At 70.1% G+C, this 25415-nt stretch carries 20 protein-coding genes and 2 pseudogenes; 16 read left to right on the forward strand and 6 right to left on the reverse strand.

Going from position 1 to position 25415, the window contains the following annotated elements; all coding sequences use genetic code 11:
- The first annotated feature begins 47 nt into the window (after positions 1-47).
- Genes MCHUDSM44219_RS09045 through MCHUDSM44219_RS28820 form a run of 3 tightly spaced genes read left to right on the forward strand, consistent with a single transcriptional unit; the run spans position 48 to position 2107 of the window.
- A complete protein-coding gene (locus MCHUDSM44219_RS09045; RefSeq protein WP_048417895.1) occupies positions 48-482 on the forward strand; it encodes an NfeD family protein in 435 nt (144 codons plus the stop codon).
- A gap of 14 nt (positions 483-496) precedes the next feature.
- A complete protein-coding gene (locus MCHUDSM44219_RS09050) occupies positions 497-1714 on the forward strand; it encodes an SPFH domain-containing protein (protein WP_048417896.1) in 1218 nt (405 codons plus the stop codon).
- A gap of 3 nt (positions 1715-1717) precedes the next feature.
- Positions 1718-2107: a DoxX family protein gene (locus tag MCHUDSM44219_RS28820; protein ID WP_131722300.1), complete on the forward strand. Its 390-nt coding sequence runs from the start codon at positions 1718-1720 to the stop codon at positions 2105-2107.
- Here the strand turns inward: MCHUDSM44219_RS28820 and MCHUDSM44219_RS09055 are convergent.
- A complete protein-coding gene (locus MCHUDSM44219_RS09055; RefSeq protein ID WP_048418000.1) occupies positions 1989-2765 on the reverse strand; it encodes a TVP38/TMEM64 family protein in 777 nt (258 codons plus the stop codon). The genes MCHUDSM44219_RS28820 and MCHUDSM44219_RS09055 overlap by 119 nt on opposite strands.
- A gap of 68 nt (positions 2766-2833) precedes the next feature.
- Between MCHUDSM44219_RS09055 and mutA the strand changes: the two genes are divergently transcribed.
- Genes mutA through lipL form a run of 4 tightly spaced genes read left to right on the forward strand, consistent with a single transcriptional unit; the run spans position 2834 to position 9257 of the window.
- Positions 2834-4678, forward strand: coding sequence for a methylmalonyl-CoA mutase small subunit (gene mutA, locus MCHUDSM44219_RS09060; protein ID WP_048417897.1), 1845 nt, complete (start codon positions 2834-2836; stop codon positions 4676-4678).
- 1 nt (position 4679) lies between these two features.
- Positions 4680-6938: a methylmalonyl-CoA mutase gene (gene scpA / locus MCHUDSM44219_RS09065; RefSeq protein ID WP_048417898.1), complete on the forward strand. Its 2259-nt coding sequence runs from the start codon at positions 4680-4682 to the stop codon at positions 6936-6938.
- Positions 6939-7931, forward strand: a complete 993-nt coding sequence (gene meaB / locus MCHUDSM44219_RS09070) for a methylmalonyl Co-A mutase-associated GTPase MeaB (protein ID WP_048417899.1) — start codon at positions 6939-6941, stop codon at positions 7929-7931.
- A gap of 54 nt (positions 7932-7985) precedes the next feature.
- Positions 7986-9257: an esterase/beta-lactamase LipL gene (gene lipL / locus MCHUDSM44219_RS09075; RefSeq protein ID WP_048417900.1), complete on the forward strand. Its 1272-nt coding sequence runs from the start codon at positions 7986-7988 to the stop codon at positions 9255-9257.
- Positions 9258-9449: 192 nt separating this feature from the next.
- Here lipL and MCHUDSM44219_RS09080 read toward each other — a convergent pair whose 3' ends face one another.
- From MCHUDSM44219_RS09080 to MCHUDSM44219_RS09090, 3 genes are read right to left on the reverse strand one after another with little or no spacing between them, the layout of a single operon-like run.
- Positions 9450-11039 (reverse strand): class I adenylate-forming enzyme family protein, encoded by a 1590-nt coding sequence (locus tag MCHUDSM44219_RS09080; RefSeq protein ID WP_236695406.1) that lies wholly within the window; start codon positions 11037-11039, stop codon positions 9450-9452.
- The gene (locus tag MCHUDSM44219_RS09085) at positions 11015-11749 is read right to left on the reverse strand and encodes a hypothetical protein (RefSeq protein WP_048417901.1); all 735 of its coding nucleotides are present in this window, start codon (positions 11747-11749) and stop codon (positions 11015-11017) included. Before MCHUDSM44219_RS09085 ends, MCHUDSM44219_RS09080 begins: the two co-directional genes overlap by 25 nt.
- Before the next feature lie 12 nt (positions 11750-11761).
- The gene (locus MCHUDSM44219_RS09090; protein ID WP_048417902.1) at positions 11762-12124 is read right to left on the reverse strand and encodes a hypothetical protein; all 363 of its coding nucleotides are present in this window, start codon (positions 12122-12124) and stop codon (positions 11762-11764) included.
- Between the two features lie 135 nt (positions 12125-12259).
- Here MCHUDSM44219_RS09090 and MCHUDSM44219_RS09095 point away from each other — a divergent pair, with 135 nt between their 5' ends.
- Together MCHUDSM44219_RS09095 and ileS are read left to right on the forward strand one after the other, a co-directional pair.
- Positions 12260-12868 carry a hypothetical protein gene (locus tag MCHUDSM44219_RS09095; RefSeq protein ID WP_048417903.1) on the forward strand — a complete coding sequence of 203 codons (609 nt, stop codon included), beginning with the start codon at positions 12260-12262 and terminating at the stop codon, positions 12866-12868.
- Positions 12869-13098: 230 nt separating this feature from the next.
- The gene (gene ileS, locus MCHUDSM44219_RS09100) at positions 13099-16224 is read left to right on the forward strand and encodes an isoleucine--tRNA ligase (protein ID WP_048417904.1); all 3126 of its coding nucleotides are present in this window, start codon (positions 13099-13101) and stop codon (positions 16222-16224) included.
- 3 nt (positions 16225-16227) lie between these two features.
- Here ileS and MCHUDSM44219_RS09105 read toward each other — a convergent pair whose 3' ends face one another.
- Positions 16228-16434 carry an RNA-binding S4 domain-containing protein gene (locus tag MCHUDSM44219_RS09105; RefSeq protein ID WP_407661851.1) on the reverse strand — a complete coding sequence of 69 codons (207 nt, stop codon included), beginning with the start codon at positions 16432-16434 and terminating at the stop codon, positions 16228-16230.
- Between the two features lie 32 nt (positions 16435-16466).
- Here MCHUDSM44219_RS09105 and MCHUDSM44219_RS09110 point away from each other — a divergent pair, with 32 nt between their 5' ends.
- Positions 16467-17855 carry a DNA polymerase IV gene (locus MCHUDSM44219_RS09110; protein WP_082162119.1) on the forward strand — a complete coding sequence of 463 codons (1389 nt, stop codon included), beginning with the start codon at positions 16467-16469 and terminating at the stop codon, positions 17853-17855.
- On the opposite strand, the gene MCHUDSM44219_RS09115 is transcribed toward MCHUDSM44219_RS09110, so the two are convergent.
- A complete protein-coding gene (locus MCHUDSM44219_RS09115) occupies positions 17820-18722 on the reverse strand; it encodes an asparaginase (RefSeq protein ID WP_048417906.1) in 903 nt (300 codons plus the stop codon). The genes MCHUDSM44219_RS09110 and MCHUDSM44219_RS09115 overlap by 36 nt on opposite strands.
- Positions 18723-18763: 41 nt before the next feature.
- Between MCHUDSM44219_RS09115 and lspA the strand changes: the two genes are divergently transcribed.
- The 6 genes and pseudogenes from lspA to dnaE all read left to right on the forward strand — a co-directional run bounded on the left by lspA (position 18764) and on the right by dnaE (position 25415).
- Positions 18764-19345 carry a signal peptidase II gene (lspA, locus tag MCHUDSM44219_RS09120; RefSeq protein WP_048418003.1) on the forward strand — a complete coding sequence of 194 codons (582 nt, stop codon included), beginning with the start codon at positions 18764-18766 and terminating at the stop codon, positions 19343-19345.
- A gap of 392 nt (positions 19346-19737) precedes the next feature.
- Positions 19738-19836: pseudogene (locus tag MCHUDSM44219_RS30845) on the forward strand (aconitase family protein); the annotation flags it as partial.
- 1 nt (position 19837) lies between these two features.
- A pseudogene (locus MCHUDSM44219_RS30850) lies at positions 19838-20204 on the forward strand (pseudouridine synthase); the annotation flags it as partial.
- The gene (gene rarD / locus MCHUDSM44219_RS09130; protein ID WP_048417907.1) at positions 20201-21091 is read left to right on the forward strand and encodes an EamA family transporter RarD; all 891 of its coding nucleotides are present in this window, start codon (positions 20201-20203) and stop codon (positions 21089-21091) included. The pseudogene MCHUDSM44219_RS30850 and the gene rarD, both read left to right, overlap by 4 nt.
- Before the next feature lie 53 nt (positions 21092-21144).
- Complete coding sequence (locus MCHUDSM44219_RS09135; protein ID WP_048417908.1) at positions 21145-21804, forward strand: TetR/AcrR family transcriptional regulator; 660 nt, start codon at positions 21145-21147, stop codon at positions 21802-21804.
- Between the two features lie 71 nt (positions 21805-21875).
- Positions 21876-25415, forward strand: coding sequence for a DNA polymerase III subunit alpha (gene dnaE, locus MCHUDSM44219_RS09140; protein WP_048417909.1), 3540 nt, complete (start codon positions 21876-21878; stop codon positions 25413-25415).

The following is a 25415-nucleotide window of genomic DNA, read 5'->3' on the forward strand; positions in this document are numbered from 1 at the left end:
GTAGTTGTTAGCCGCTCGCGAAGGGGTCTGCGCGCTACGCTGGCGCCATGGCCGTACCGCTGATCTGGCTGATCGCAGCGCTGGCGCTGGCCGGGGCCGAGGCGCTGACCGGCGACCTGTTCCTGCTGATGCTCAGCGGCGGTGCGCTCGCGGCGGCCGGATCGAGCGCGCTGCTGGACTGGCCGGTGTGGGCCGACGGGCTGGTGTTCCTGGTGGTGTCGGTGCTGCTGTTGGTCGGGGTGCGCCCGGCGCTGCGGCGCCGGATGAACGCCGGCACCGGGCTGCCCGAGCCGGTCCGGGCGCTGGAGGGCAAGAGCGCGCTGGTGCTGGACCGGGTCGCCCGGCACGGGGGTCAGGTCAAGCTCGACGGCGAGATCTGGACGGCGCGGCCCTACAACGAGAACGATGTCTACGAACCCGGCGACCACGTGACCGTCGTGCACATCGACGGAGCAACCGCGGTCGTGTCCAAGATCGCCTGAGTGAGGAGTCCCCGGTGGAAGGTGCGGTAGCAGGCCTGGTCCTGCTCGGAGTGCTGGTGGTGTTCGCCAGCATCATCGTCGCGAAGTCGGTGGCGCTGATCCCGCAGGCGGAGGCCGCGGTGATCGAGCGGCTCGGCCGCTACAGCAAGACGGTGTCGGGTCAGCTGACCCTGCTGCTGCCGTTCGTGGACAAGATCCGCGCGCGGGTGGATCTGCGCGAGCGGGTGGTGTCGTTCCCGCCGCAACCCGTGATCACCGAGGACAACCTGACGGTCAACATCGACACGGTGGTGTATTTCCAGGTCACCAACCCGCAGGCCGCCGTCTACCAGATCAGCAACTACATCGTGGGTGTCGAGCAGCTGACCACCACGACGCTGCGCAACGTCGTCGGCGGCATGACACTCGAGCAGACCCTGACCTCGCGGGACTCGATCAACGGCCAGCTGCGCGGCGTGCTCGACGAGGCCACCGGCCGCTGGGGCCTACGGGTGGCGCGGGTGGAGCTGCGCAGCATCGATCCGCCGCCGTCCATCCAGGACTCGATGGAGAAGCAGATGCGCGCCGACCGCGAGAAGCGCGCGATGATCCTCACCGCGGAAGGCAACCGGGAGGCGTCGATCAAGCAGGCCGAGGGGCAGAAGCAGGCGCAGATCCTCGCCGCCGAGGGGGCCAAGCAGGCGGCGATCCTGGCCGCCGAGGCCGATCGCCAGTCCCGGATGCTGCGCGCCCAGGGTGAACGCGCCGCGCAGTACCTGCAGGCGCAGGGGCAGGCGAAGGCCATCGAGAAGACGTTCGCGGCGATCAAGCGCGGCCGCCCCACTCCCGAGATGCTGGCCTACCAGTACCTGCAGACGCTGCCGCAGATGGCCAAAGGGGAGGCCAACAAGGTGTGGCTGGTGCCCAGCGATTTCGGCTCCGCGCTGGAGGGCTTCACCAAGATGCTCGGCGCACCCGGCTCCGACGGCGTCTTCCGGTACACCCCCTCCCCGGTGGAGGAGGACCTGCCCGCACCGGAGGACGACTCCGCCGAGGTGGCCGAGTGGTTCAACACGCAGACCGATCCGGAGATCGCGCAGGCCGTCGCGCAGGCCGTCGCCGAGGCGCGCACCCCGGTGGCCGGGTCGCTGGACGCACCGCCGCAGTACCCTCCGCTGTCCCAGCAGACCCAGCCCCCGGCGACCGATTACACCCAGCCGCCGGCGGCGCCCCGGCACGGCGCCGCGGAGTAGCCGATGAGTGCGGCAGGCCTGCTGGGCTCCCGACGCACCTACGCGGTGCTCGCCGCGATGGAGGTCGGAGACGCGCTGGCCTGCATCGGTCCCATCGCACCGGTCCGCAAGGCACTCGACGACGTCGGCCTGCCCGACGAACTCCGCCCGGTGCTTCCGGTCGTCAAAGGGGCCGCTGTGGTGGGGCTGCTGTCGGTGTACCGGTTTCCGGCACTGGCCCGGCTGACCACCTTCATGCTGACGGTGTACTTCACGCTCGCCGTCGGGGCGCACATCAGGGCGAAGGATTGGAGTCCGGGGCTGGCGGCGGCGTCGTCGTTGCTGGCGCTGTTCGGGACGATGACGGTGCAGGGACCGCCGCCGCGCGCCGATGCGTCCGCAGCTCGTAGATGAGGCCGGCCACGCCCAGCGCGGCGGTGCACAGCGACACCACGAACAGCAGCGGGCTGACGTTGCCGGTGAGCGCGTCACCGAGGATGACGACTGCGGCGGTGCCGGGCAGCAGGCCCGCGATCGTGGCCAGCGTGTAGGGCAGCAGCCGCACCGCCGACGCGCCGGCGGCGTAGTTGAGAACCGAGAAGGGCACCGCGGGGATCATTCGCATCGCGATCACGGCGACCCAGCCGCGCTCACGCAGCCGGGTGTCCAGCGCGTCGACCTTCGGATGGCTGACCAGCCTGCTGAGCTGCCAGCCCGCCGCGCGGACGAGCAGCACCGCGAGCACCGCGCTCAGCGTGCTCGCCACCACCGCGATCGGGATCCCGAGGTAGGGGCCGAACAGCAGCCCCGCCGCCAGAGTGAACGCCGTTCGCGGGAACGGGAAGACAGTGACGACCACGTGCGCGGCCAAAAACGCGAGCGGGAACCAGGGGCCGACCGACGTCGCCCAGTCGCGGAGCTGCACCGCGGTGGGCAGCGGCACCAGAATTGCGACTGCGACGAGAATCACAATCGTGATCAGCATGGCCGCCAACCGGGCGGGAGGCACCGTCCGCAGGGTCGCGAGCACCGTGGCCGGCACGGCGCGCAACGCGCTGACGACGGGTTTCACGACTCCCCACAGTACGGGCACGGCCCGGTCACCTCGCGACACCGACGTGACGGACATCATTTAGCCTGATGGCTGTGCAGACACCCACCGATGTGGACCAATGGCGCTCTGCGGTGGCAGCCGTGCTGGCCAAGTCGAGTCGGCGGGAGCCGGCCGAGCTGGGTGCCGAGCCCGAGCGGTTGCTGGACTCTGACACCTACGAGGGCTTCCCGATCCGGCCGCTCTACACCGGCGCCGATGAGCTTCCGGAGCAGGCCCTGCCCGGCAGCTGGCCGTTCGTGCGCGGCGGTGACGCACTGCGCGACGTCAAGTCCGGCTGGAAGGTGGCCGAGGCGTTCCCCTCCGGTGATGCTGCCGTGGCCGAGGTCAACGGGGCGGTGCTGCTCAGCCTGACCGAGGGGGTCAGCGCGCTGGCCCTGCGCGTCGGTGACGGCGCGATCGCGACCGACGACCTGAACCGTGTGCTCGACGGGGTGTACCTCGACCTGGTGCCGATCGTGGTGGAGGTGGCCGGCGACGGATCGGTGTACCGCGCGGCCGCCGAGGCGCTGCTGGCGATGCTCGAGGGCCTCGACGACGACCAGTGCTCCCGCCTGTCGGTGGATCTGGGCGGCGATCCACTGACCGCCCCGCTGGCCGGGCGGCCGGCGCCGTCGCTCGCCGACGTGACCGCGGTGGCCGAGAAGGCGGCCCGCTTCGACGGGCATGTCCGGACCGTCACCGTCGACGGCCCCACGCTGCACGACCTGGGGGCGAACGCCTCGTGGGAGCTCGGCGCCGCGATCGGCGCCGGGGTGGCCCACCTGCGCGCGCTGCTTGAGGCGGGCCTGCCCGCCGCCACGGCGCTGCGGCAGATCAGCTTCCGGTTCGCCGCCGACGACGACCAGTTCATGACGATCGCGAAACTGCGTGCGGCGCGCCGACTCTGGGCCCGGGTGGCCGAGGTGGCCGGAGCCCCCGAAGCCGGCGCGGCGACCCTGCACGCAGCCACGTCGCTGCCGATGATGGCCCAGCGCGATCCGTGGGTGAACATGCTGCGCACCACGGTGGCCGCCTTCGCCGCCGGCGTGGGCGGCGCGGACACCGTGCTGGTGCACCCGTTCGACGTCGCCATCGACGGCGGATTCCCCGGCACCGCACGCAGTTTCGCCCGGCGCATCGCTCGCAACACCCAGCTGCTGCTGCTCGAGGAGTCCCATCTGGGTCAGGTGCTCGACCCGGCGGGCGGGTCCTGGTTCGTCGAGGACCTCACCTCCCGGCTGGCCGATGCGGCCTGGACGAACTTCCAGGAGATCGAGGCCGCCGGCGGTTTCGAGGCGGCGCGTGAGCACGTGCGTGAGCGCATCGCCGAGGTCGCCGGCCGACGCGCCGAGGACATCGCCCACCGGCGCACCGCGATCACCGGTGTCAACGAGTTCCCTGATCTCGCCGAAGTCCCGCTCCCGCAGGGCGATCCGCTGCCCACCGTGCACCGCTACGCGGCGGACTTCGAAGCGCTGCGCAATCGCTCCGACGCCCATCTGCACAAGACCGGAGCCCGGCCCGCCGCCCTGCTGTTGCCGCTGGGCCCGCTGGCCGAGCACAACATCCGTGCCACGTTCGCGGTGAACCTGCTCGCCTCCGGCGGTATCGAGGCCGTCAACCCCGGACCGCTCGACGCGGCCGGTGTCGGCGCCGCGGTGTCGGCGGCCGGCGGCGCGCAGGTCGCGCTCATCTGCGGCACCGACGCCCGCTACGGGGACGAGGTGGCCGACGTGGTCACCGCAGCACGGGCCGCCGGGGTCGAACACATCCTGCTGGCCGGGCCGGAAAAGGCGGTCGCCGAAGCCGATTCGAAGCCTGACGGCTACGTGACCGCGAAGATCGACGCGGTCTGCGTGCTGTCGGATCTGCTGACCCGATTGGGGGCATGACATGACCGCTACGGAACCCCGCACGTCACTCGGCAGTTTCGCCGACGTTCCGTTGCACGGCGGGTCCACCGTCGCGGCGCCGACGCGCGAGCAGGTCGGTGAGCAGGTGGCCGCGGCCGCCGCCGCGCACGGCTACAGCGCCGATCAGCTGGACTGGGGCACCCCCGAGGGCATCGACGTCAAACCCGTCTACATCGCCGCCGACCGGGACGAGATCGCAGCCGCGGGCTATCCGCTGGGCAGCCTGCCGGGGCTTCCGCCGTTCGTGCGCGGGCCGTATCCGACGATGTACGTCAACCAGCCGTGGACCATTCGGCAGTACGCCGGTTTCTCCACCGCGGCCGAATCCAATGCGTTCTACCGGCGCAACCTCGCCGCCGGGCAGAAGGGACTGTCGGTCGCGTTCGACCTGGCCACCCACCGCGGTTACGACTCCGATCATCCGCGGGTGGCCGGCGATGTCGGCATGGCCGGAGTCGCCATCGACTCGATCCTCGACATGCGCCAGCTCTTCGACGGCATCGACCTGTCCACGGTGTCGGTGTCGATGACGATGAACGGCGCGGTGCTGCCGATCCTGGCGCTCTACGTGGTCGCCGCCGAGGAGCAGGGGGTGCCGCCGGAGAAGCTGGCCGGGACCATCCAGAACGACATCCTCAAAGAGTTCATGGTCCGCAACACCTACATCTATCCGCCGAAGCCGTCGATGCGGATCATCTCCGACATATTCGGCTACACCAGCGTCAAGATGCCGAAGTTCAATAGCATCTCGATCTCCGGGTACCACATCCAGGAGGCCGGGGCGACCGCCGATCTGGAGTTGGCCTACACGCTGGCCGACGGGGTCGAGTACCTCAAGGCGGGCCTCGACGCCGGGCTGGACATCGACAAGTTCGCGCCGCGGCTGTCGTTCTTCTGGGGCATCGGGATGAACTTCTTCATGGAGGTCGCCAAACTGCGGGCCGGCCGGCTGCTGTGGAGCGAGCTCGTCGCCGAGTTCGGCGCGAAGAACGCCAAATCGCTCTCGCTGCGCACCCATTCGCAGACCTCGGGTTGGTCGCTGACCGCGCAGGACGCGTTCAACAACGTGGCCCGCACATGCGTCGAGGCGATGGCCGCCACCCAGGGGCACACGCAGTCGCTGCACACCAACGCGCTCGACGAGGCGCTGGCGCTGCCCACCGACTTCTCGGCGCGCATCGCGCGCAACACCCAGTTGCTGCTGGCCCAGGAGTCGGGTACCACCCGGCCCATCGACCCGTGGGGCGGCTCCTACTATGTGGAGTGGCTGACCCATCAGCTGGCGCAGAAGGCGCGCGAGCACATCCGGGAGGTCGCCGAGCACGGCGGCATGGCGCAGGCGATCGGCGAGGGCATCCCGAAGCTGCGCATCGAGGAGGCCGCCGCGCGCACCCAGGCCCGCATCGACTCCGGGACCCAGACGGTGATCGGCGTGAACCGCTACCAGGTCGACGAGGACCACGAGATCGAGGTGCTCAAGGTCGAGAACAGCAGGGTCCGCGCCGAACAGATCGCCAAACTCGAGCGGTTGCGCAGTGAGCGTGATGACGCCGCAACCCAGGCTGCACTCGCCGAATTGTCCCGTGCCGCAGCAGCTTCCGGCATCGCTGGCGAGGACGGGCTGGGCAACAACCTGCTGGCACTGGCCATCGACGCCGCCAGGGCGAAGGCTACGGTCGGTGAGATCAGCGACGCGCTGGAGAAGGTGTACGGCCGCCATCAGGCCGAGATCCGGACCATCGCCGGGGTGTACCGAGACGAGGTGGGGATGGCCGGCAACGTCAGTACCGCAACCGAACTCGTCGAGAAGTTCGCCGAGGCGGACGGCCGCCGTCCGCGCATCCTCGTCGCAAAAATGGGCCAGGACGGTCACGATCGCGGACAGAAGGTGATCGCGACCGCCTTCGCCGACATCGGCTTCGACGTCGACGTCGGCTCACTGTTCTCCACGCCCGACGAGGTGGCGCGCCAGGCCGCCGACAACGACGTCCACGTGGTCGGGGTGTCCTCGCTCGCGGCCGGGCACCTGACCCTGGTGCCCGCGTTGCGCGACGCGTTGGCCGAGGTCGGGCGCCCCGACATCATGATCGTGGTCGGCGGGGTGATCCCGCCCGGCGACTTCGACGAGCTCTACGCCGCCGGTGCGACGGCGATCTTCCCGCCGGGCACGGTGATCGCCGACGCCGCGATCGGGCTGCTGCGCAAGCTCGGCGAGCGCCTCGGCTACGACCTCGACTAGATGAGCCGACCGGTCGAGCTGGCGTCCGCACTGCGCGGCGGTGACCGCTCCGCGCTGGCGCGGGCGATCACGCTGGTCGAGTCGACGCGTGCCGATCACCGGCAGCAGGCCCAGGAGCTGCTGCTCGAGCTGATGCCCGACGCGGGCAAGGCGGTCCACGTCGGCATCACCGGCGTCCCCGGCGTCGGGAAGTCCACCACCATCGAAGCGCTCGGGATGTCGCTGATCGACCAGGGCCATCGCGTCGCGGTGCTGGCCGTCGACCCCTCGTCCACCCGCACCGGCGGCTCGATTCTCGGCGACAAGACGCGGATGGCCCGGCTCGCGGTGCACCCCGACGCCTACATCCGGCCGTCGCCGACGTCGGGCACCCTCGGGGGCGTCGCGAAGGCGACCCGCGAGACGATCGTGCTGCTCGAGGCGGCCGGCTACGACGTCATCCTGGTCGAGACGGTCGGGGTGGGGCAGTCCGAGGTGACGGTCGCCAACATGGTCGACACCTTCGTGTTCCTGACCCTGGCCCGCACCGGCGACTCGCTGCAGGGCATCAAGAAGGGCGTCCTCGAGCTCGCCGACGTCGTCGTGGTGAACAAGGCCGACGGCGAGCACGCCGTCGAGGCCAAGGCGGCCGCTCGTGAACTGGCCGGGGCGCTGCGTTTGCTCTATCCGCGTGAAACACTGTGGCGCCCTCCGGTTCTGACCATGAGCGCGCTGGAGGGCACCGGACTGCAGGAGCTGTGGAACGCCGTGCTCGAGCATCGCCGGGTGCTCACCGAGGCCGGGGAGTTCGAGGCGCGCCGACGCACCCAGCAAGTGGAATGGATGTGGTCGATGGTCCGCGACACGGTGCTCGACCGCGTGCTGTCCAGCACCGGCGTGCGCGCGGTCCGCGCCGAGGTGGAACGCCGGGTCCGGGACGGGGAGCTGACGCCGGCGCTTGCTGCTCAGGAGATCCTGGACGCCGCCGAGCGCCCGGGCAAATCTTTAGATTAACGAATCGGTAACTCTCCGGTTGTTTGCCGCGCGGCGGAGTACATTCACGTCATTGTGACGGGCGTCAAGAACGATCCGGAGCGCAATGAGGCGCTCCCACCCGGGGTCCAGGGAGCTGCCGACCCCGCCTTCGCGTGGGCGGTCCGGGCGTTCAAGCAGATGTTCCCGCACCGCCGGTTCGGCGGCGGCGCCCTGGCGGTGTACCTGGACGGTGAGCCCGTCGTCGACGTCTGGACCGGCTGGTCGGACCGTCGGGGACGCCGGCACTGGACCGCCGACACCGCGCCGATGGTGTTCTCGGCCACCAAGGGAGTGGCGGCGACCGTCATCCACCGGCTGGCCGACCGCGGCCTGATCGACTACGACGCCCCGGTCGCCGAGTACTGGCGCGAGTTCGGCGCCAACGGCAAGGCGAAGATCACCGTCCGCGACGCGCTGCGGCACCGCGCCGGGCTGTCGCAGCTCAACGGTGTCGCCGGCGCCGATCTGATGGACCACTTCGGCATGGAGGAGCGGCTCGCCGCGGCACCCGCGAGCTGGCTGGTCGGTCGCCCCGCCTACCACGCGTTCACGTTCGGCTGGCTGCTGTCCGGGCTGGCCCGCTCCGTGACCGGAACCGGGATGCGGGAGCTGATGCGCAGCGAGATCGCGGCGCCGCTGAACACCGACGGCCTGCATCTGGGTCGCCCGCCGGTGCAGGCGCCGACGCAGCCGGCCCGGATCATCGGTCCGCAGACCCGGCTGCAGAACCCGGTGTTCAACCTGGTGGCGCCGCATCTGGCCGCGCTGCCGTTCTCCGCGGCGTTCGGCGCGATGTACTTCCCGGGTGTGAAGGCGTTCGTGCAGGGCGACACACCGATGCTGGACAGTGAGATCCCGGCCGCGAACGGGGTGGCCACCGCGCGGGCGCTGGCCCGGATGTACGGCGCGATCGCCAACGGCGGACGCATCGAGGACACCCAGTTCCTGTCGAGCCGGACGGCCGCAGCCCTGGTCGGCAGGCCGAGCCTGCGCCTGGACCACAGCATGATCATGCCGCTGTCGTTCCACCTCGGTTACCACGGGCTGCCGCTGCCGGGGGTACTGCCCGGCTTCGGGCACGTGGGTCTCGGCGGGTCGCTGGGGTGGGCCGATCCGGACCGGGGACTGGCGTTCAGCTTCGTGCACAACCGGTTGTTGACCCCGTTCGTGGTCAGCGACCAGGCCGGCTTCGTCACCACCGCGGCGCTGATCCGCCGCGGGGCCGCGCTGGCCCGCAGAAACGGCTACCGCCGGGTGCCGGACTTCGGTGCGCCGTTCGCCGACGTCACCGCGCAGGCGATGTAGCACCCACCTCGGTTCGAAGAGTGGCGACTCGGGTCAGTGCTGTTTGCTGAACACTGCGGTTGCGGTCCACTCCGTCGCCCGGCGCCGAAGCGGAAGCAACCATTCCCCGTCCCACGCCGGGGCCATGGTATCGCCGATTTCGCTCAGTGGATAGGACCCGCCGCCGGAGCGGCTTCCGTGTCCTGCCGCGGATCAGGATTTGCCGAACTCGGCCGCAAGTGTCTTCTTGTCGACTTTCTCGCCCGCGAGCGTCGGCAGCGGGTTGTCGGTGAGGTGCCAGCTGGTCGGCACCGCGAACGACGCGACCGTGTCGGACAGGTGCTCGCGGAGCGCGTCGACCGCGGGCGGCTCGGCGCCCTCGCGATAGACGACCACCGCCGCCAGTTCCTCGCCGAGGTCGGGGTGGGGGATACCGAAGACCGCCGCCTCCACGACCGCCGGGTGAGATGTCAGCGCGGCTTCGACCTGCGGGCACGCGATGTTCTCACCGCCCCGGATGACCATGTCCTTGCTGCGGCCGTCGATGTAGAGGTAGCCGTCGTCGTCGAGGTGGCCGAGGTCGCCGCTGTGCAGCCAGCCCTCGCCGTCGACGGTGCCGTCATCACGCCCGGCGTAGCCGAGCATCACGGTGGGGGAACGGGCCAGCACCTCGCCGACGCCGTCGGCGTCGGGCCGGTCGATCCGGACCTCGACGACCGGATACGGCCGGCCGACGGTCCCGGGGCGCTCGAGCAGGTCGCGCCCGTCGGCGACGGTCAGGAAACCGCCGGCCTCGGTCATGCCCCAGGTGTTGCTCAGCCCCCGGGTGGCCAGGTTCGGCAGCGCGGTCCGTATCCGCTGCAGCAGATGCGGGCTGACCGGAGCGCCGCCCAACGGCCAGGACCGCAGGCTGGTCAGATCGTAGGAGCCGAAGTCGGGGTGTTCGAGCACGCGCACGGCCATCGTCGGCACCGCGCCCCACACCGCGACCCGTTCGGCCTCGATCAGCGCCATCACCGCGCCCGCGTCGAACCGCCCCTGCGTCAGCACGATCCGGCCGCCGGTCAGGAAATGGGTCAGCAGCGAGGAGCAACCTCCGATGTGGAACATCGGTGTGCTCGCGAGGCTGACCACCGCGGGGGAGTCCGGCGCCAGCCGGTGCGGCTGCCTGCCGCTGCGGGCGAAGATGTTCTGCTGGTTGGCGATCACCGAGCGGCGGGACAGCTGCACGGCCTTGGGCATGCCGGAGCTGCCCGAGGTGAACAGCACCAGTGCCACGTCGTCGCGGCCGCGTTCCGCCGACGCGAGCTCCCCGTCGGCTCCCGCGCCGGTGAACGCGTCGGCCAGCTCGGTGAGGTCACTGGTGGCGGTGGGCGCGTCGACGGCGGTGTCGGTCAGGATGTGGCGCAGGTCCAGCAGCGTGGTGGCGTGAGCGACCTCGGCGCGGGACCACCAGCGGTTGCCGAGAACCGGGACAGCGCCGCTCAGCCAGAGCGACCACAGGGCGAGCACCCATTCCGGGCTGTTGTAGCCGAACACCATCACGCGGTCGCCGACGCCGATGCCGCGGGCGGTCAGCTGCTCGACCGCTCGCGGCAGCGCTGCGCGGAAGTTCGCATAGGAGATGCGGCGCTCGCCGTGGACCAGGAAGTCGCGGTCGGTCCAGCGGCGCGTTCCGGCGATCAGCTCGGAGAACGTTCGGGGGCCGTGCCGGTACAGCAGACCGGGATGTCCGGCGTAGGAACCCTGGTCGACGTCGGCCGACCACGGCGCTGTCGTCAGGTCCGGGCCCGGGTGAACCACTTGGTCCTGATCCGCCACGAGTGCGCCGACGTCAGCGCGAACCCGGCGCCGCAGGCACAGGCGAAGATCCACACCAGGATGCTTCCCGCCACGGTCTGCAGTGGGGGGACGAAGGCGGTGACGATGCGCACGACGCACGCGATCACGCCCATCGCCGAGGCCAACAGGTAGGTGTTCGCGATGCGTCGTGACCGGGGATCGCTGCGCAGGATCAGCAGGGCCCGCGACCCGTAGGCGAGCAGATAGATCAACATGCCGCACAGCAGCAGCCAGTACATGTTCAGCCAGAAGTCGGTCGGCACCTCGAAGAAGTCCCGGCGGTACACCGTGGCGCCGTTGCCGAGCCAGAACGCGGCGAGCAGCAGCGGAATGCACAGCGTGGCGGGGCGCTCGACGAACTGTTTGAACCGTTGATGCATCGCATGATCGGCCTCGAGCCGGCCGAGGGTGTTGTAGACGATGGCCGACGCGGCGACGATGTACGCGTCGTGGCCGAGGTAGTCCTCGAGGTTCCACTTGCCGGTGAGCCCATACAGCCAGTGGCCGACGGTCTCCGAGGCCCACGGTGACATCAGCAGGACCGCGACGCCCTGCAGGGCGATGTTGAGGGTGGCGGCCACCTCCCAGCGGCACGACCAGGTGACACGCCGGATCCAGAGGCTCCACGCGATGCACAGCAGCGTGATGGCGATGAGTGTTGCCAGGGCCATGAGCGGACCGATCTACAGCGGCGGAGCGTCCAGCCGCGGCGTCAGCTCGGACAACCGCGGGATGCGTCGGACCGGCGCCTGCGCCGTCTTCTGCCGGGTCGCCACCGCCGCACGCGCGGACTCGACGTAACTGAAGACTTCCTGCCGGGTCATCAGGCCGAACTGGATCTGCAGATCCGGGTAGCTCAGATCGAACCGGTCCGCCACCCGCCGCAGCTCCTCGGCGTTGGGGTAGTCCGGCTCCTTGATGCGCCGGTAATAGGTACTGCTGGACGTGCCGAGGGCGTCGTAGATGTCTTTCGCATCGATCTCCCCGTCGAGGAGATAGTCGAGCAGGGCTTTGAGCTGTCTGCCGTTCTCGTCCGTCCTGGGCACCTGACCACTGTAAACCGTGCGCCGGTTCTGGTCAGCCCCCGCCGGCAAACAGATAACACATTCTTAATTGACACGGCCGTCACAGTTTTGGGAGCAGTCTCCCAAATCTGGGACAACCCCTGTACGGTTAGCTGCATGGTCGCTCCTTACCTGCCTGACGAGGTCAAGCACACTTTCGTCAATTCCGCGCCGATAGCGCTGGAGGTGTTCGATCGCGCTGCGGCGCCGTGTTCGGGGGCGCAGCGGGCCCGATGCACCACCGCTCCATCGAGCGAATTGGCCGAGGAGATCGACGGCGCCGCCGAGTGGCTCGGCGTGCAGCCCGAGGAGATCCTGCTGGCGGCGCTGGGCCGCACCTTCGGACGGACCCGCGGCGAGGGCGCGGTCGCCGTCGACGTCCGCACGGGGCGGCAGCGGCAGTCCCGCCCCGTCTCGCTGCTGTGCGCCGCCTCCTGGCCCATGGGGCCCAGCGAGATGCTGCAGGGTGCCCACAACGCGCTCGCCGCGGCGTCGGCTCACCACGGCGCCCCCGCGGAGATCGCGCTGACGATCGCCCCAGTCGCCGATGACGACACCGCGGGAACCGCGGCCCTCGAGCTGCGGGTGCTGCGCATCGACGGCATGCTGCACCTGCAGTGGGCCTACGACGCGGCGCGGCTGGACGGCTACTCCGTCGAGGAGATGGCCGAGCAGTTCCCCCTGGCCCTGATCGAGATCACCTCGGACGCCGGCGCACCGCTGTAGCGTCTCCCGGCCCGCTAGACTGTGGGCCACGGGCGCCGATCCGGCCATCACCGGGGAGCCTTCGGAAGAACGGCACGCAGCGCGTGCTCACTAGACCCGAACGGGTGGGCCCGTCACAGCCTGCGAATGAGCGGCGTACCGCAGGTACGCAAGCGGGGTGGTACCGCGGTGCTCGCGCGAAGCGCGGCGTCGTCCCCGTGCCTGGAACCTGGCACAGGAGAACAGACGCCGTGAGCGCCTACCCCAAGCCGGCGAGTGGATCGCCCGACTTCCCGAACCTCGAGCTCGAGGTCCTCGACTACTGGGACCGCGACGACACGTTCCGCGCGAGCATCGCCCATCGCGAGGGCGCCCCCGAGTACGTGTTCTACGACGGCCCGCCGTTCGCCAACGGCCTGCCCCACTACGGCCACCTGTTGACCGGCTACGTGAAGGACATCGTGCCGCGCTACCGCACCATGCGCGGATACAAGGTCGACCGGCGGTTCGGCTGGGACACCCACGGACTGCCCGCCGAACTCGAGGTGCAGCGCCAGCTCGCCATCACCGGCAAGGCGCAGATCGAGGAACTCGGCATCGAGAAGTTCAACGACGCCTGCCGTGCGTCGGTGCTCAAGTACACCGGCGAGTGGCGCAGCTATGTCACCCGCCAGGCCCGCTGGGTGGACTTCGACAACGACTACAAGACCCTCGACATCGGCTTCATGGAGTCGGTGCTGTGGGCGTTCAAGCAGCTGTGGGACAAGGGCCTGGCCTATGAGGGCTACCGGGTGCTGCCGTACTGCTGGAATGACGAGACGCCGCTGTCCAGCCACGAGCTGCGGATGGACGACGACGTCTATCAGAGCCGCCAGGATCCCGCGCTCACGGTCGGGTTCCGGATCGTCGGCGGTCCACGCGCCGACCTCGTCGGGGCCCACCTGCTGATCTGGACCACGACGCCGTGGACGTTGCCGTCCAACCAGGCGGTGGCCGTGAATCCGGACGTCAGCTACGTGGTGGTCGAGCATGACGGCCGGCGCTACATTCTTGCCGAGGCACGGCTGGGCGCCTACGCCCGCGAGCTCGGCGACGAGCCCGCCGTGGTGGCCACCTACCCCGGCCGGGAACTCCTGGACGTCACCTACGCCCCGCCGTTCCCGTACTTCATGGACTCGCCCAACGCTTTCCGCGTGCTGCCGGGCGACTTCGTCAGCACCGAGGACGGCACCGGCCTGGTGCACATGTCCCCGGCCTACGGCGAGGACGACATGGCGACCGCCACGGCCGGCGGGATCGAAGCCGTCACCCCCGTCGACGCCCGGGGCCGCTTCGACGCGACCGTGCCCGACTACGCCGGACAGCACGTGTTCGACGCGAACCCACAGATCATCCGTGATCTCAAAAACGGCACCGGATCCGCGGGCATCAACGGCGCGGTGCTGCTGCGCCACGACAGCTACGAGCACTCCTACCCGCACTGCTGGCGCTGCCGGAACCCGTTGATCTACCGGGCGGTGTCCTCGTGGTTCATCAAGGTCACCGAGATCCGCGACCGCATGGTCGAGCTGAACCAGCAGATCACCTGGTACCCCGAACACGTCAAGGACGGTCAGTTCGGCAAGTGGCTGGCCGGCGCCCGCGACTGGTCGATCTCGCGGAACCGGTACTGGGGCAGCCCGATTCCGGTGTGGAAGTCCGATGACCCGGCCTATCCGAGAGTCGATGTATACGGCAGCCTCGACGAGCTCGAACGCGACTTCGGGGTGCGTCCGGACAACCTGCACCGGCCCTACATCGACGAGCTGACCCGGCCCAATCCCGACGATCCGACCGGCCGCTCGACGATGCGGCGCATCGAGGACGTGTTCGACGTCTGGTTCGACTCGGGCTCGATGCCCTACGGGCAGGTGCACTATCCCTTCGAGAACCAGGACTGGTTCGAGTCGCACTTCCCCGGCGACTTCATCGTCGAGTACATCGGCCAGACCCGCGGCTGGTTCTACACGCTGCACGTCCTGGCGACCGCGCTGTTCGACCGCCCGGCCTTCCGGACGTGCGTCAGCCACGGCATCGTGCTGGGCAACGACGGCCAGAAGATGAGCAAGTCGCTGCGCAACTATCCCGACGTCACCGAGGTGTTCGACCGGGACGGATCCGACGCGATGCGCTGGTTCCTGATGGCCTCGCCGATCCTGCGCGGCGGCAACCTCGTGGTCACCGAGCAGGGCATCCGCGAGGGGGTCCGGCAGGTGCTGCTCCCGCTGTGGAACGCGTACGCCTTCCTGGCGCTCTACGCCCCGCAGAAGGGGACGTGGCGCACCGACTCCACCCACGTGCTGGACCGCTACATCCTGGCCAAGCTCGCCGCGCTGCGCGACGAGCTGACCGAATCCCTGGATGTCTGCGACATCTCGGTGGCGTGCGACCAGCTGCGGCAGTTCACCGAGGCGCTGACGAACTGGTATGTGCGCCGGTCGCGTTCGCGCTTCTGGGAGGAGGACCGCGACGCGATCGACACGCTGCACACCGTGCTGGAGGTGACGAGCCGGCTGGCCGCGCCGCTGCTGCCGCTGACCACCGAGCGGATCTGGCGGGACCTGACCGGCGAGCGCTCGGTGCACCTGACGGACTGGCCCGAGGCGGGCTCGCTGCCCGCCGACCCGCAGTTGGTCGCCGACATGGACCTCGTGCGGGAGGTCGCGTCGGTGGGCTCGTCGCTGCGCAAGGCCAAGAAGCTGCGGGTGCGCCTACCGCTGCTGAAACTCACTGTGGCTGTTGAGGATCCGCAGCGGCTGGCGCCCTACCGCGACCTGATCGCCGACGAGCTCAACGTCAAGGCCGTCGAGCTCACCGACGACATCGCTGCGCACGGCCGTTTCGAGCTCGCGGTCAACGCCCGCGCCGCCGGGCCCCGCATCGGCAAGGACGTGCAGGCCGCGATCAAGGCCGTGAAGGCGGGGGAGGGCGTGCTCAACGCGGACGGCACGCTGACGGCCGGCCCGGCGGTGCTGCTGCCCGAGGAGTTCACCTCCCGGCTGGTGGCCGCCGACCCGGAGTGGACCGCGGCGATGCCCGACGGCGCGGGTCTGGTGGTGCTCGACGGCACCCTCACCGAGGAGCTCGAGGCCGAAGGCTGGGCCAAGGACCGGATCCGGGAGCTGCAGGACCTGCGCAAGGCGACGGGCCTGGACGTCTCCGACCGCATCGCGGTCGTCATGGCCGTACCCGCCGACAAGGAACCGTGGGCGCGCACGCACGCGGAGTTGATCGCCGGTGAGATCCTCGCCACCGACTTCGCGTTCGTCGGGACCGACGAGCTGCCGGAGGAATCGGCGATCGGCGACGGCGTGCGGGTCAGCATCGCCAAGGTGTGACGGTCAGCCGACGCGCGCGTTCTGCCCGCCGAAGGTGACCACGTCGCCGCTGCGCAGCTGGCGGCCGCGTCGCGTCTCGACCTCGTCGTTGACCAGGACCTGACCGTCGGCGATCGCCTCCTTGGCGTCGGCGCCGCTGTCGATGAGGTTCGCCAGCTTGAGGAACTGGCCCAGCCGGATCGTCTCGTCGCGGATCGGTACGTCGTGCACGCCCGCCACGCTAGCCCGCCTACAGTCGCGGTGTGGGCGCGCGATGGGTGCTGCACCTGGACATGGACGCGTTCTTCGCGTCGGTCGAGCAGCTGACGCGGCCGACGCTGCGGGGCCGGCCGGTGCTCGTCGGCGGCCTCGGGGGGCGCGGCGTGGTGGCCGGGGCCAGCTACGAGGCGCGGGTGTTCGGCGCGCGCTCGGCGATGCCGATGCACCAGGCCCGCCGTCAGGTGGGTGCCGGCGCTGTGGTGCTGCCTCCGCGCGGCGTGGTCTACGGGCTGGCCAGCCGTCGGGTGTTCGACACGGTCCGAGCGAAAGTGCCTGTGCTGGAACAACTGTCCTACGACGAGGCGTTCGGTGAACCGCCCGAGCTGGCCGGCGCGAGCGCTGCCGAGGTGGAGGGGTTCTGTCAGCAGCTGCGCGCCGACGTGCGCGACGTGACGGGCCTGGTGGCCTCGGTGGGGGCGGGCTCGGGCAAGCAGATCGCCAAGATCGCCTCGGGCCTGGCCAAACCGGACGGTGTGCGGGTGGTGCCGCGCAACGAGGAGTCGACCCTGCTCGCCGGCCTGCCCGTGCGCCGACTGTGGGGCATCGGGCCGGTGGCCGAGGACAGGTTGCACCGGCTGGGCATCGAGACGATCGGCGCGCTGGCCGCGCTCACCGAACGGGAGGTGGCCGACGTCCTGGGCGCGACGGTCGGACCGGCGCTGCACCGCCTCGCACGGGGCGTCGACGACCGGCCGGTCGCCGAGAACGCGCCGGCCAAGCAGATCAGCGCCGAGTCGACGTTCGCCGAGGACCTCATCACGCTGGCCCAGTTGCGCGAGGCGATCGGCCCGATCGGCGACCATGCGCACCGGCGGCTGGAGAAGGACGGCCGCGGCGCACGCACCATCACCGTCAAGCTCAAGCGCTCCGACATGAGCACCCTGACCCGGTCGGCGACGCTGCCCTACGCGACCACCGAGGCCGCGACGCTGATCGGCACCGCGCGCCGGCTGCTGCTCGACCCGGTCGAGATCGGGCCGGTCCGCCTTGTGGGCGTGGGCTTTTCGGGACTCACCGAGGTCCGCCAGGAGCCGCTCTTCACCGATCCGGAGCTGGCGATGGAGGAGACGTCCGATGCGGGCGTGCCGGCCACCCTGTCCGATGTCGCGGCCGCTGCGCCCGCGTGGCGGATCGGCGACGACGTCCGTCACGCCGCGCACGGGCACGGCTGGGTGCAGGGCGCCGGCCACGGGGTGATGACCGTCCGGTTCGAGACGCGGGCGTCAGGCCCGGGCACGGCCCGCACGTTCCCGGTCGACGACCCCGCGCTGACCCGCGCCAACCCGGTGGACAGCCTGGACTGGCCGGATTACGTCGAGGCGATGGGCCGGGAGCCGTCAGCCCCAGCGGGCGAAGACGTCCCCGGCCGGTGAGCCGGCGGCCAGCGCCGCGATCAGCAGCACCCGCGCCTGCGGCGGTCGCAGCGTCGGCACCACGACCGCACCGGCCGCGATCAGGTCGCGGCCCGGCCCGTATCCGGGGCTGACCCGGCCGCCGGGCACCCGCGTCGACACCGCCACCGCGACGCCGGCCGCGCAGTGCTGCGCGACGCCGTCGATCAGGGCGGTCCCCGCGTTGCCCGCGCCCAGCCCTTCGATCACGATGCCGCGCGCCCCGGCGGCCACACAGGCGTCGAGCGCGACGCTGTCCGCGCCCGGGTAGGCCGCGACGATGTCGACCCGCGGCGCCGCGGCGGCGCGCAGCCGGCCCAGGTAGGGCCGATGACGGTCCGGTCCGAGCGGGCGGCCTGAGAAACTCTGCCGACCGGTGGTGCTGACCTTCGCCAGCCCCAAAGCCTCGAACACCTCCCCGGCGAACGCGACCACCACCCCGACGCCGCGCGAGCCCGGGTCGGCCGCGACCGCCAGCGCCTGCCGCAGATTGGCGGGGCCGTCGGCGTCCGGGTCGTCAGCGCTGCGCTGCGCACCGGTCAGCACGACGGGGACCGCGCCGTCGTAGGTGAGCTCCAGCCACAGCGCGGTCTCCTCCATGGTGTCGGTGCCGTGCGTTACGACGACGCCGTCGACGTCCCCGGTCCCGGCGGCGCGGTGCACCGCTGCGGCGACGACGTCCCAGTCCCCGGGCGTCAACTGCGAGCTGTCGGCGCGCATGGCCTCGATCACCTCGACGTCGAGCCCCTCGGTGAGGTCGGCGCCCGACCGGGTGGGGCGTTTGACGCCCTCGGCGTCGGCACTGGTCGAGATGGTGCCGCCGGTGGCGACGACGACGAGGCGGCCCATGGCTGGAATTCTGCATCACCGCGCCTGGGATGATGGTCGGCGTGACTGACGAATCTTCGAGCCCCGCCGAACCGGCGACCGGCGAGCCTGCCGTGGAACCGGCAGCCGGCGGATCACCGCGACGACGGCTTCGCCTCCTGCTCACCGTGGCGGGTGTGGTGCTCGTGGCCGACATCGTCACCAAGGTGCTCGCAGTCAAGCTGCTGACCCCCGGCCAGCCCGTGTCGATCATCGGCGACACCGTGACCTGGACGCTGGTGCGCAACTCCGGGGCGGCGTTCTCGATGGCCACCGGCTACACGTGGGTGCTCACACTGGTCGCCACCGGCGTCGTAATCGGCATCATCTGGATGGGCCGGCGGCTGGTCTCGCCGTGGTGGGCGGTCGGCCTCGGAATGATCCTGGGCGGCGCGATGGGCAACCTGGTCGACCGATTCTTCCGGTCGCCCGGGCCGCTGCGCGGCCACGTCGTCGACTTCCTCTCGATCGGGTGGTGGCCGGTGTTCAACGTGGCCGACCCGTCGGTCGTCGGCGGGGCGATCCTGCTGGTGGTGTTGTCGCTGTTCGGCTACGACTTCGACACCACGGGGAGGCGCCGGCCCGACGGCGGCGACACCCGATGACGACCCGGTCGATGCCCGTGCCCGAGGGGCTGGCCGGTATGCGCGTCGATGCGGGCCTGGCCCGGCTGCTGGGGCTGTCGCGGACCGCGGCGGCGGCCCTGGCCGAGGAGGGCGGCGTCGACCTGGACGGCGCCCCGGCCGGCAAATCCGACAAGCTGACCGCCGGCGCGTGGCTCGAGGTGCGGCTGCCCGAAGCGCCCGCGCCCGTCGAGAACACGCCCGAGGAGATCGAGGGGATGGCCATCCTCTACTCCGACGACGACATCGTCGCGGTCGACAAACCGCCCGGTGTCGCCGCGCATGCCACCGTGGGCTGGCACGGCCCCACCGTGCTCGGCGGCCTCGCCGCCGCGGGCTTCCGCATCAGCACGTCGGGGATCCACGAACGCCAGGGCATCGTGCACCAGGTCAACATCGAATACCTGGCCAGCGTCGTGATGGACCGCGACGGGGTGGCCTATCCCGACACCTGTGTGGGCACCGACAGCCACNCCCGATCGGCCGGCACCGCGGACACGACTGGAAGTTCGCGGTCGTCGAGGGCGGGCGCAACAGCGTGACGCACTACGACACCGTGGAGGCCCACCAGGCCGCGAGCCTCCTCGACATCCACCTCGAGACCGGCCGCACCCATCAGATCCGGGTGCACTTCGCCGCGCTGCACCACCCGTGCTGCGGTGACCTGACCTACGGCGCCGATCCGACGCTGGCCGCCCGGCTCGGCCTGCAACGGCAGTGGCTGCACGCGCGCTCGCTGGCCTTCGCCCATCCCGCCGACGGCCGTCGGATCGAGATCACCAGCCCCTATCCGGCCGATCTGCAGCACGCGCTGGACGTTCTGCGCGATCAGCGCCTGTGAGGTCCGGACTGCTCTTCGGCGCCGGCGCCTATGCCATGTGGGGGCTTTTCCCGGCCTTCTTCCCGCTGCTCAAACCCGCAGGCGCGGTCGAGGTGCTGGCGCACCGGATCATCTGGAGCTTCGTGCTGATGGTGGTGGTGGTCACCGCGGTGCGTCGGCTCGGTGACCTCCGGCAGATCACCGGCCGGGTGTGGCTGCTGCTGACCGCGGCGGCGGCGCTGATCTCGGTGAACTGGCTGATCTACGTGTACGCGGTCAACAACGGTCACGTGGTCGACGCGGCGCTCGGTTACTTCATCAACCCGTTGGTGTCGATCGCGTTGGGGCTGATCATCTTCCGGGAGAAGCTGAACCGCTGGCAGGTCGGCGCGCTGGTGATCGCGCTCGCGGCGGTCGTGGTGCTGACGGTCGACGTCGGGTCGCCACCGCTGATCGGGCTCGGCCTCGCGCTGTCGTTCGGTCTGTACGGCGCGGTGAAGAAGCTGGTGCCGACCGACCCGCGGGTCAGCGTCGGGGTGGAGGCGGGTCTGGCCGCGCCCTTCGCGGTGGCCTACGTGGTGGTGCTGCAGCTCACCGGGCATGCCACGTTCACCGATCACGGGACGCGGCACGTGGTGCTGATGGTGTTGGCGGGCGTGCTGACCGCGCTGCCGCTGCTCCTGTTCGCCGCGGCCGCCCAGCGGTTACGCATGGTGACGTTGGGACTCCTGTTCTATCTCACGCCGGCGATGCAGCTGTCCTGGGGAGTGCTCGTCGGCCACGAGCCGATGCCGCCCGCTCGCTGGCTGGGCTTCGCGCTCATCTGGGTGGCGCTGCTGGTGTTCACCGTCGACGCGGTGCGTGGCGCGCGAGCCGATCGGCGTGCCGCGCAGCCCTCGCGCGTGTGAGCTTTGCGGATTTGCTGATTGACCGGCTGGCAGCAATGTCATAGCGTTTGCCCGTGGAGCATGCGACGTCGCCGGTTGTCAGAGGGCGCGGCCGCCCGGTGGGCGCCGACTCGGAACAGACCCGGCGCACGATCCTGCGCGCCGCCCGCGACGTCATCGCCGAGTGCGGGTACGCCGCGGCCACATTCGCGCAGATCGCGAACCGGGCCGGGGTCAGTAGGCCGACGCTGCACTACTACTTCGGCACCCGGGAGCAGGTCTACGAGACCCTGCTGGGTGAGCTGCACGCTCAGATCACCTCGTGCGTCGCCGAGGCGCAGGAACAGCCGCAACCTCGGCTGCAGCTCGTCGCTTTCACCGGCGCTGTCCAGCGGATGTGCGCCGAGGACCCCGCTGCCATGCGCTTCCTCGTCGCAGCCCGGGTGGAGCAACGACGAGGCGCGCACCGCAGTGCGGCCGCCCAGCGGGTGGTCTCCGCGGTCCACGACTTCTACGACGCCCTGGCCGAGGCCGCGCACCGCAGCGGCGAACTGGCGCCGGACGCCGACCCCCGCGGGGTGGCCGACATGCTGGCGTCGTTGTTCTGGGGCATGGGCTTTCATGCCGGCTTCGTCGCCGAGGACGGGACCGCTTCGATCGTTGCCAGGCAATTGTTACAGCTATTCGATGACGGATTGCTGACATTGCCGATCGGTGCGCCCGTCGACGCGTGAGCCGGCGCCGGCGAGACACGCACCGCGACACGCCGAGCGCTGTCGGTGCTCGGCCATAGACTGGCCTGCCTATGAGCGGGTCATTCGTGCATCTCCACAACCACACCGAGTACTCGATGCTCGACGGTGCCGCGAAGGTCAAGCCGATGCTCGCCGAGGCGCAACGCCTCGAGATGCCCGCGATCGGCATGACCGACCACGGAAACATGTTCGGCGCCAGCGAGTTCTACAACGCGGCCACCGACGCGGGCATCACGCCGATCATCGGCGTCGAGGCCTACATCGCGCCGGCGTCGCGGTTCGAGACCAAACGGGTGCTGTGGGGCGATCCCAGCCAGAAGTCCGACGACGTGTCGGGCAGCGGCTCGTACACACACATGACGATGGTCGCCGAGAACGCGACCGGGCTGCGCAACCTGTTCAAGCTGTCGTCGCTCGCCTCGTTCGAGGGCCAGCTCGGCAAGTGGTCCCGGATGGACGCCGAGATCATCGCCGAGCATGCCGAGGGCATCATCGCCACCACCGGCTGCCCGTCGGGTGAGGTGCAGACCCGCCTGCGGCTCGGGCACTTCGACGAGGCCGTGGCGGCCGCTGCCAAGTGGCGGGAGATCTTCGGTCCGGAGAACTTCTTCCTCGAGCTGATGGACCACGGGCTCGACATCGAACGCCGGGTCCGGGAGGGCCTGCTCGAGATCGGGCAGAAGCTCGGTATCCTGCCGCTGGCCACCAACGACTGCCACTACGTCACCCGCGACGCCTCGCGCAACCACGAGGCGCTGCTGTGCGTGCAGACCGGCAAAACGCTGTCGGATCCGACGCGCTTCAAGTTCGACGGTGACGGCTACTACCTGAAGTCCGCGGCCGAGATGCGCGCCCTGTGGGACGACCAGGTGCCCGGCGCGTGCGACTCCACGCTGCTGATCGCCGAGCGGGTGCAGTCCTACGCCGACGTGTGGGCGGTCCGGGACCGGATGCCGATCTTCCCGGTGCCCGAGGGGCACGATCAGGCGTCGTGGCTGCGGCACGAGGTGATGGCCGGGCTGGAGCGCCGCTTTCCCGGCGCGGTCGGGCAGGACTACGTCGACCGCGCCGAGTACGAGATCAAGGTCATCTGCGACAAGGGCTTCCCGTCGTACTTCCTGATCGTCGCCGACCTGATCAACTACGCGAAGTCGGTCGACATCCGGGTCGGCCCCGGCCGCGGGTCGGCCGCCGGCTCGCTGGTGGCCTACGCGCTCGGGATCACCAACATCGACCCGATCCCGCACGGTCTGCTCTTCGAGCGGTTCCTGAACCCGGAACGGCCGTCGGCCCCCGACATCGACATCGACTTCGACGACCGCCGGCGCGGCGAGATGCTGCGCTACGCCGCGAACAAGTGGGGCAGCGATCGCGTCGCTCAGGTCATCACCTTCGGCACCATCAAAACCAAAGCCGCGCTGAAGGATTCGGCGCGCGTCAACTACGGCCAGCCGGGCTTCGCGATCGCCGACCGGATCACCAAGGCGCTGCCGCCGCCGATCATGGCCAAGGACATCCCGCTGTCGGGCATCACCGACCCCAGCCACGAGCGGTACAAGGAAGCCGCCGAGGTCCGCGGGCTGATCGACACCGACCCGGACGTCCGCACGATCTACGAGACCGCCCGCGGCCTGGAGGGCCTGGTCCGCAACGCCGGCGTGCACGCGTGCGCGGTGATCATGAGCTCCGAGCCGCTGATCGACGCGATCCCGCTGTGGCGCCGGCCGCAGGACGGCGCGGTGATCACCGGCTGGGACTATCCGTCGTGCGAGGCCATCGGCCTGCTGAAGATGGACTTCCTCGGGCTGCGGAACCTGACGATCATCGGCGACTGCATCGAGAACATCAAGGCCAACCGCGGGGTCGACGTCGACCTCGAGTCACTGGCCCTCGACGACCCGAAGGCCTATGAGTTGCTCGGGCGCGGTGACACTCTGGGCGTGTTCCAGCTCGACGGCGGGCCGATGCGCGACCTGCTGCGCCGCATGCAGCCGACCGAGTTCAACGACATCGTGGCCGTGCTCGCGCTGTACCGGCCCGGCCCGATGGGCATGAACGCCCACAACGACTACGCCGACCGCAAGAACGGCCGGCAGCCGATCAAACCGATCCACCCCGAGCTCGAGGAGCCGCTCAAGGAGATCCTGTCGGAGACCTACGGTCTGATCGTCTACCAAGAGCAGATCATGTTCATCGCCCAGAAGGTCGCCTCGTACACGATGGGCAAGGCCGATGCGCTGCGCAAGGCGATGGGTAAGAAGAAGCTCGAGGTGCTCGAGGCCGAGTACAAGGGCTTCCGCGAGGGCATGACCGCCAACGGATTCTCCGAGGGTGCGGTGAAGGCGTTGTGGGACACCATCCTTCCGTTCGCCGGCTACGCGTTCAACAAGTCGCACGCGGCCGGCTACGGGCTGGTGTCCTACTGGACGGCCTACCTGAAGGCCAACTATCCGGCCGAGTACATGGCCGGTCTGCTCACCTCGGTCGGCGACGACAAGGACAAGGCCGCGGTCTACCTGGCCGACTGCCGCCGCCTCGGCATCACGGTGCTGCCGCCCGACGTCAACGAGTCGGTGCAGAACTTCGCCTCGGTCGGCAACGACATCCGCTTCGGGCTGGGGGCGGTGCGCAACGTGGGCGCCAATGTCGTTGCCTCACTGGTGAAGACGCGCGCGGACAAGGGTAAGTACACCGACTTCTCCGACTACCTCAACAAAATCGACATCGCGGCGTGCAACAAGAAGGTGACGGAATCGCTGATCAAGGCGGGCGCCTTCGACTCGCTCGGTCACCCGCGCAAGGGCCTGTTCCTGGTGCACACCGATGCCGTCGACTCGGTGCTCGGCACCAAGAAGGCCGAGGCGATGGGGCAGTTCGACCTGTTCGGCGGCGGCTCCGAGGACGGTTCCTCGACCGACGCGGTCTTCACGATCAAGGTGCCCGAGGACGAGTGGGAGGACAAGCACAAGCTCGCCCTCGAGCGCGAGATGCTGGGTCTGTACGTGTCCGGTCACCCCCTCAACGGGATCGCGCACCTGCTCGCCGCGCAGGTCGACACCCAGATCCCGGCGATCCTCGACGGCGATGTCGCCAACGACACCCAGGTCCGCGTCGGCGGGATCCTCGCCTCGGTGAACCGGCGCGTCAACAAGAACGGCCTGCCCTGGGCATCGGCGCAGATCGAGGACCTCACCGGTGGCATCGAGGTGCTGTTCTTCCCGCAGACGTACTCGATGTTCGGCGCCGAGATCGCCGACGATGTGGTGGTGCTGATCGGGGCGAAGGTGGCGATCCGCGACGATCGGATCTCCCTGATCGCCAACGAGCTGATCGTGCCGGACTTCTCCAGCGCCCAGGTCAACCGGCTCGTGGCCGTCAGCCTGCCGACGCGGCAGTGCACCGTCGACAAGGTCAGCGCGCTCAAGCAGGTGCTGGCGCGGCATCCGGGCACCGCACAGGTGCATCTGCGGCTGATCAGCGGGGAGCGCATCACCACGCTCGAGCTCGATCAGTCCCTGCGGGTGACGCCGTCGTCGGCGCTGATGGGTGACCTCAAGGAGCTGCTGGGTCCGGGCTGCCTGGGCGGGTGA

Origin of the sequence: Mycolicibacterium chubuense (assembly GCF_001044255.1) — a bacterium.
Classification (GTDB): domain Bacteria; phylum Actinomycetota; class Actinomycetes; order Mycobacteriales; family Mycobacteriaceae; genus Mycobacterium; species Mycobacterium chubuense.

Bases quoted from the DNA above. Each gene is read 5' to 3' on its own strand.
- dnaE (WP_048417909.1), top strand. From the start codon at position 21,876: ATGAGCGGGTCATTCGTGCATCTCCACAACCACACCGAGTACTCGATG.
- scpA (WP_048417898.1), top strand. From the start codon at position 4,680: ATGACCGCTACGGAACCCCGCACGTCACTCGGCAGTTTCGCCGACGTT.
- MCHUDSM44219_RS09085 (WP_048417901.1), bottom strand. From the start codon at position 11,749: ATGGCCCTGGCAACACTCATCGCCATCACGCTGCTGTGCATCGCGTGG.
- MCHUDSM44219_RS09045 (WP_048417895.1), top strand. From the start codon at position 48: ATGGCCGTACCGCTGATCTGGCTGATCGCAGCGCTGGCGCTGGCCGGG.
- MCHUDSM44219_RS09095 (WP_048417903.1), top strand. From the start codon at position 12,260: ATGGTCGCTCCTTACCTGCCTGACGAGGTCAAGCACACTTTCGTCAAT.
- meaB (WP_048417899.1), top strand. From the start codon at position 6,939: ATGAGCCGACCGGTCGAGCTGGCGTCCGCACTGCGCGGCGGTGACCGC.
- MCHUDSM44219_RS28820 (WP_131722300.1), top strand. From the start codon at position 1,718: ATGAGTGCGGCAGGCCTGCTGGGCTCCCGACGCACCTACGCGGTGCTC.
- MCHUDSM44219_RS09115 (WP_048417906.1), bottom strand. From the start codon at position 18,722: ATGGGCCGCCTCGTCGTCGTCGCCACCGGCGGCACCATCTCGACCAGT.
- mutA (WP_048417897.1), top strand. From the start codon at position 2,834: ATGGCTGTGCAGACACCCACCGATGTGGACCAATGGCGCTCTGCGGTG.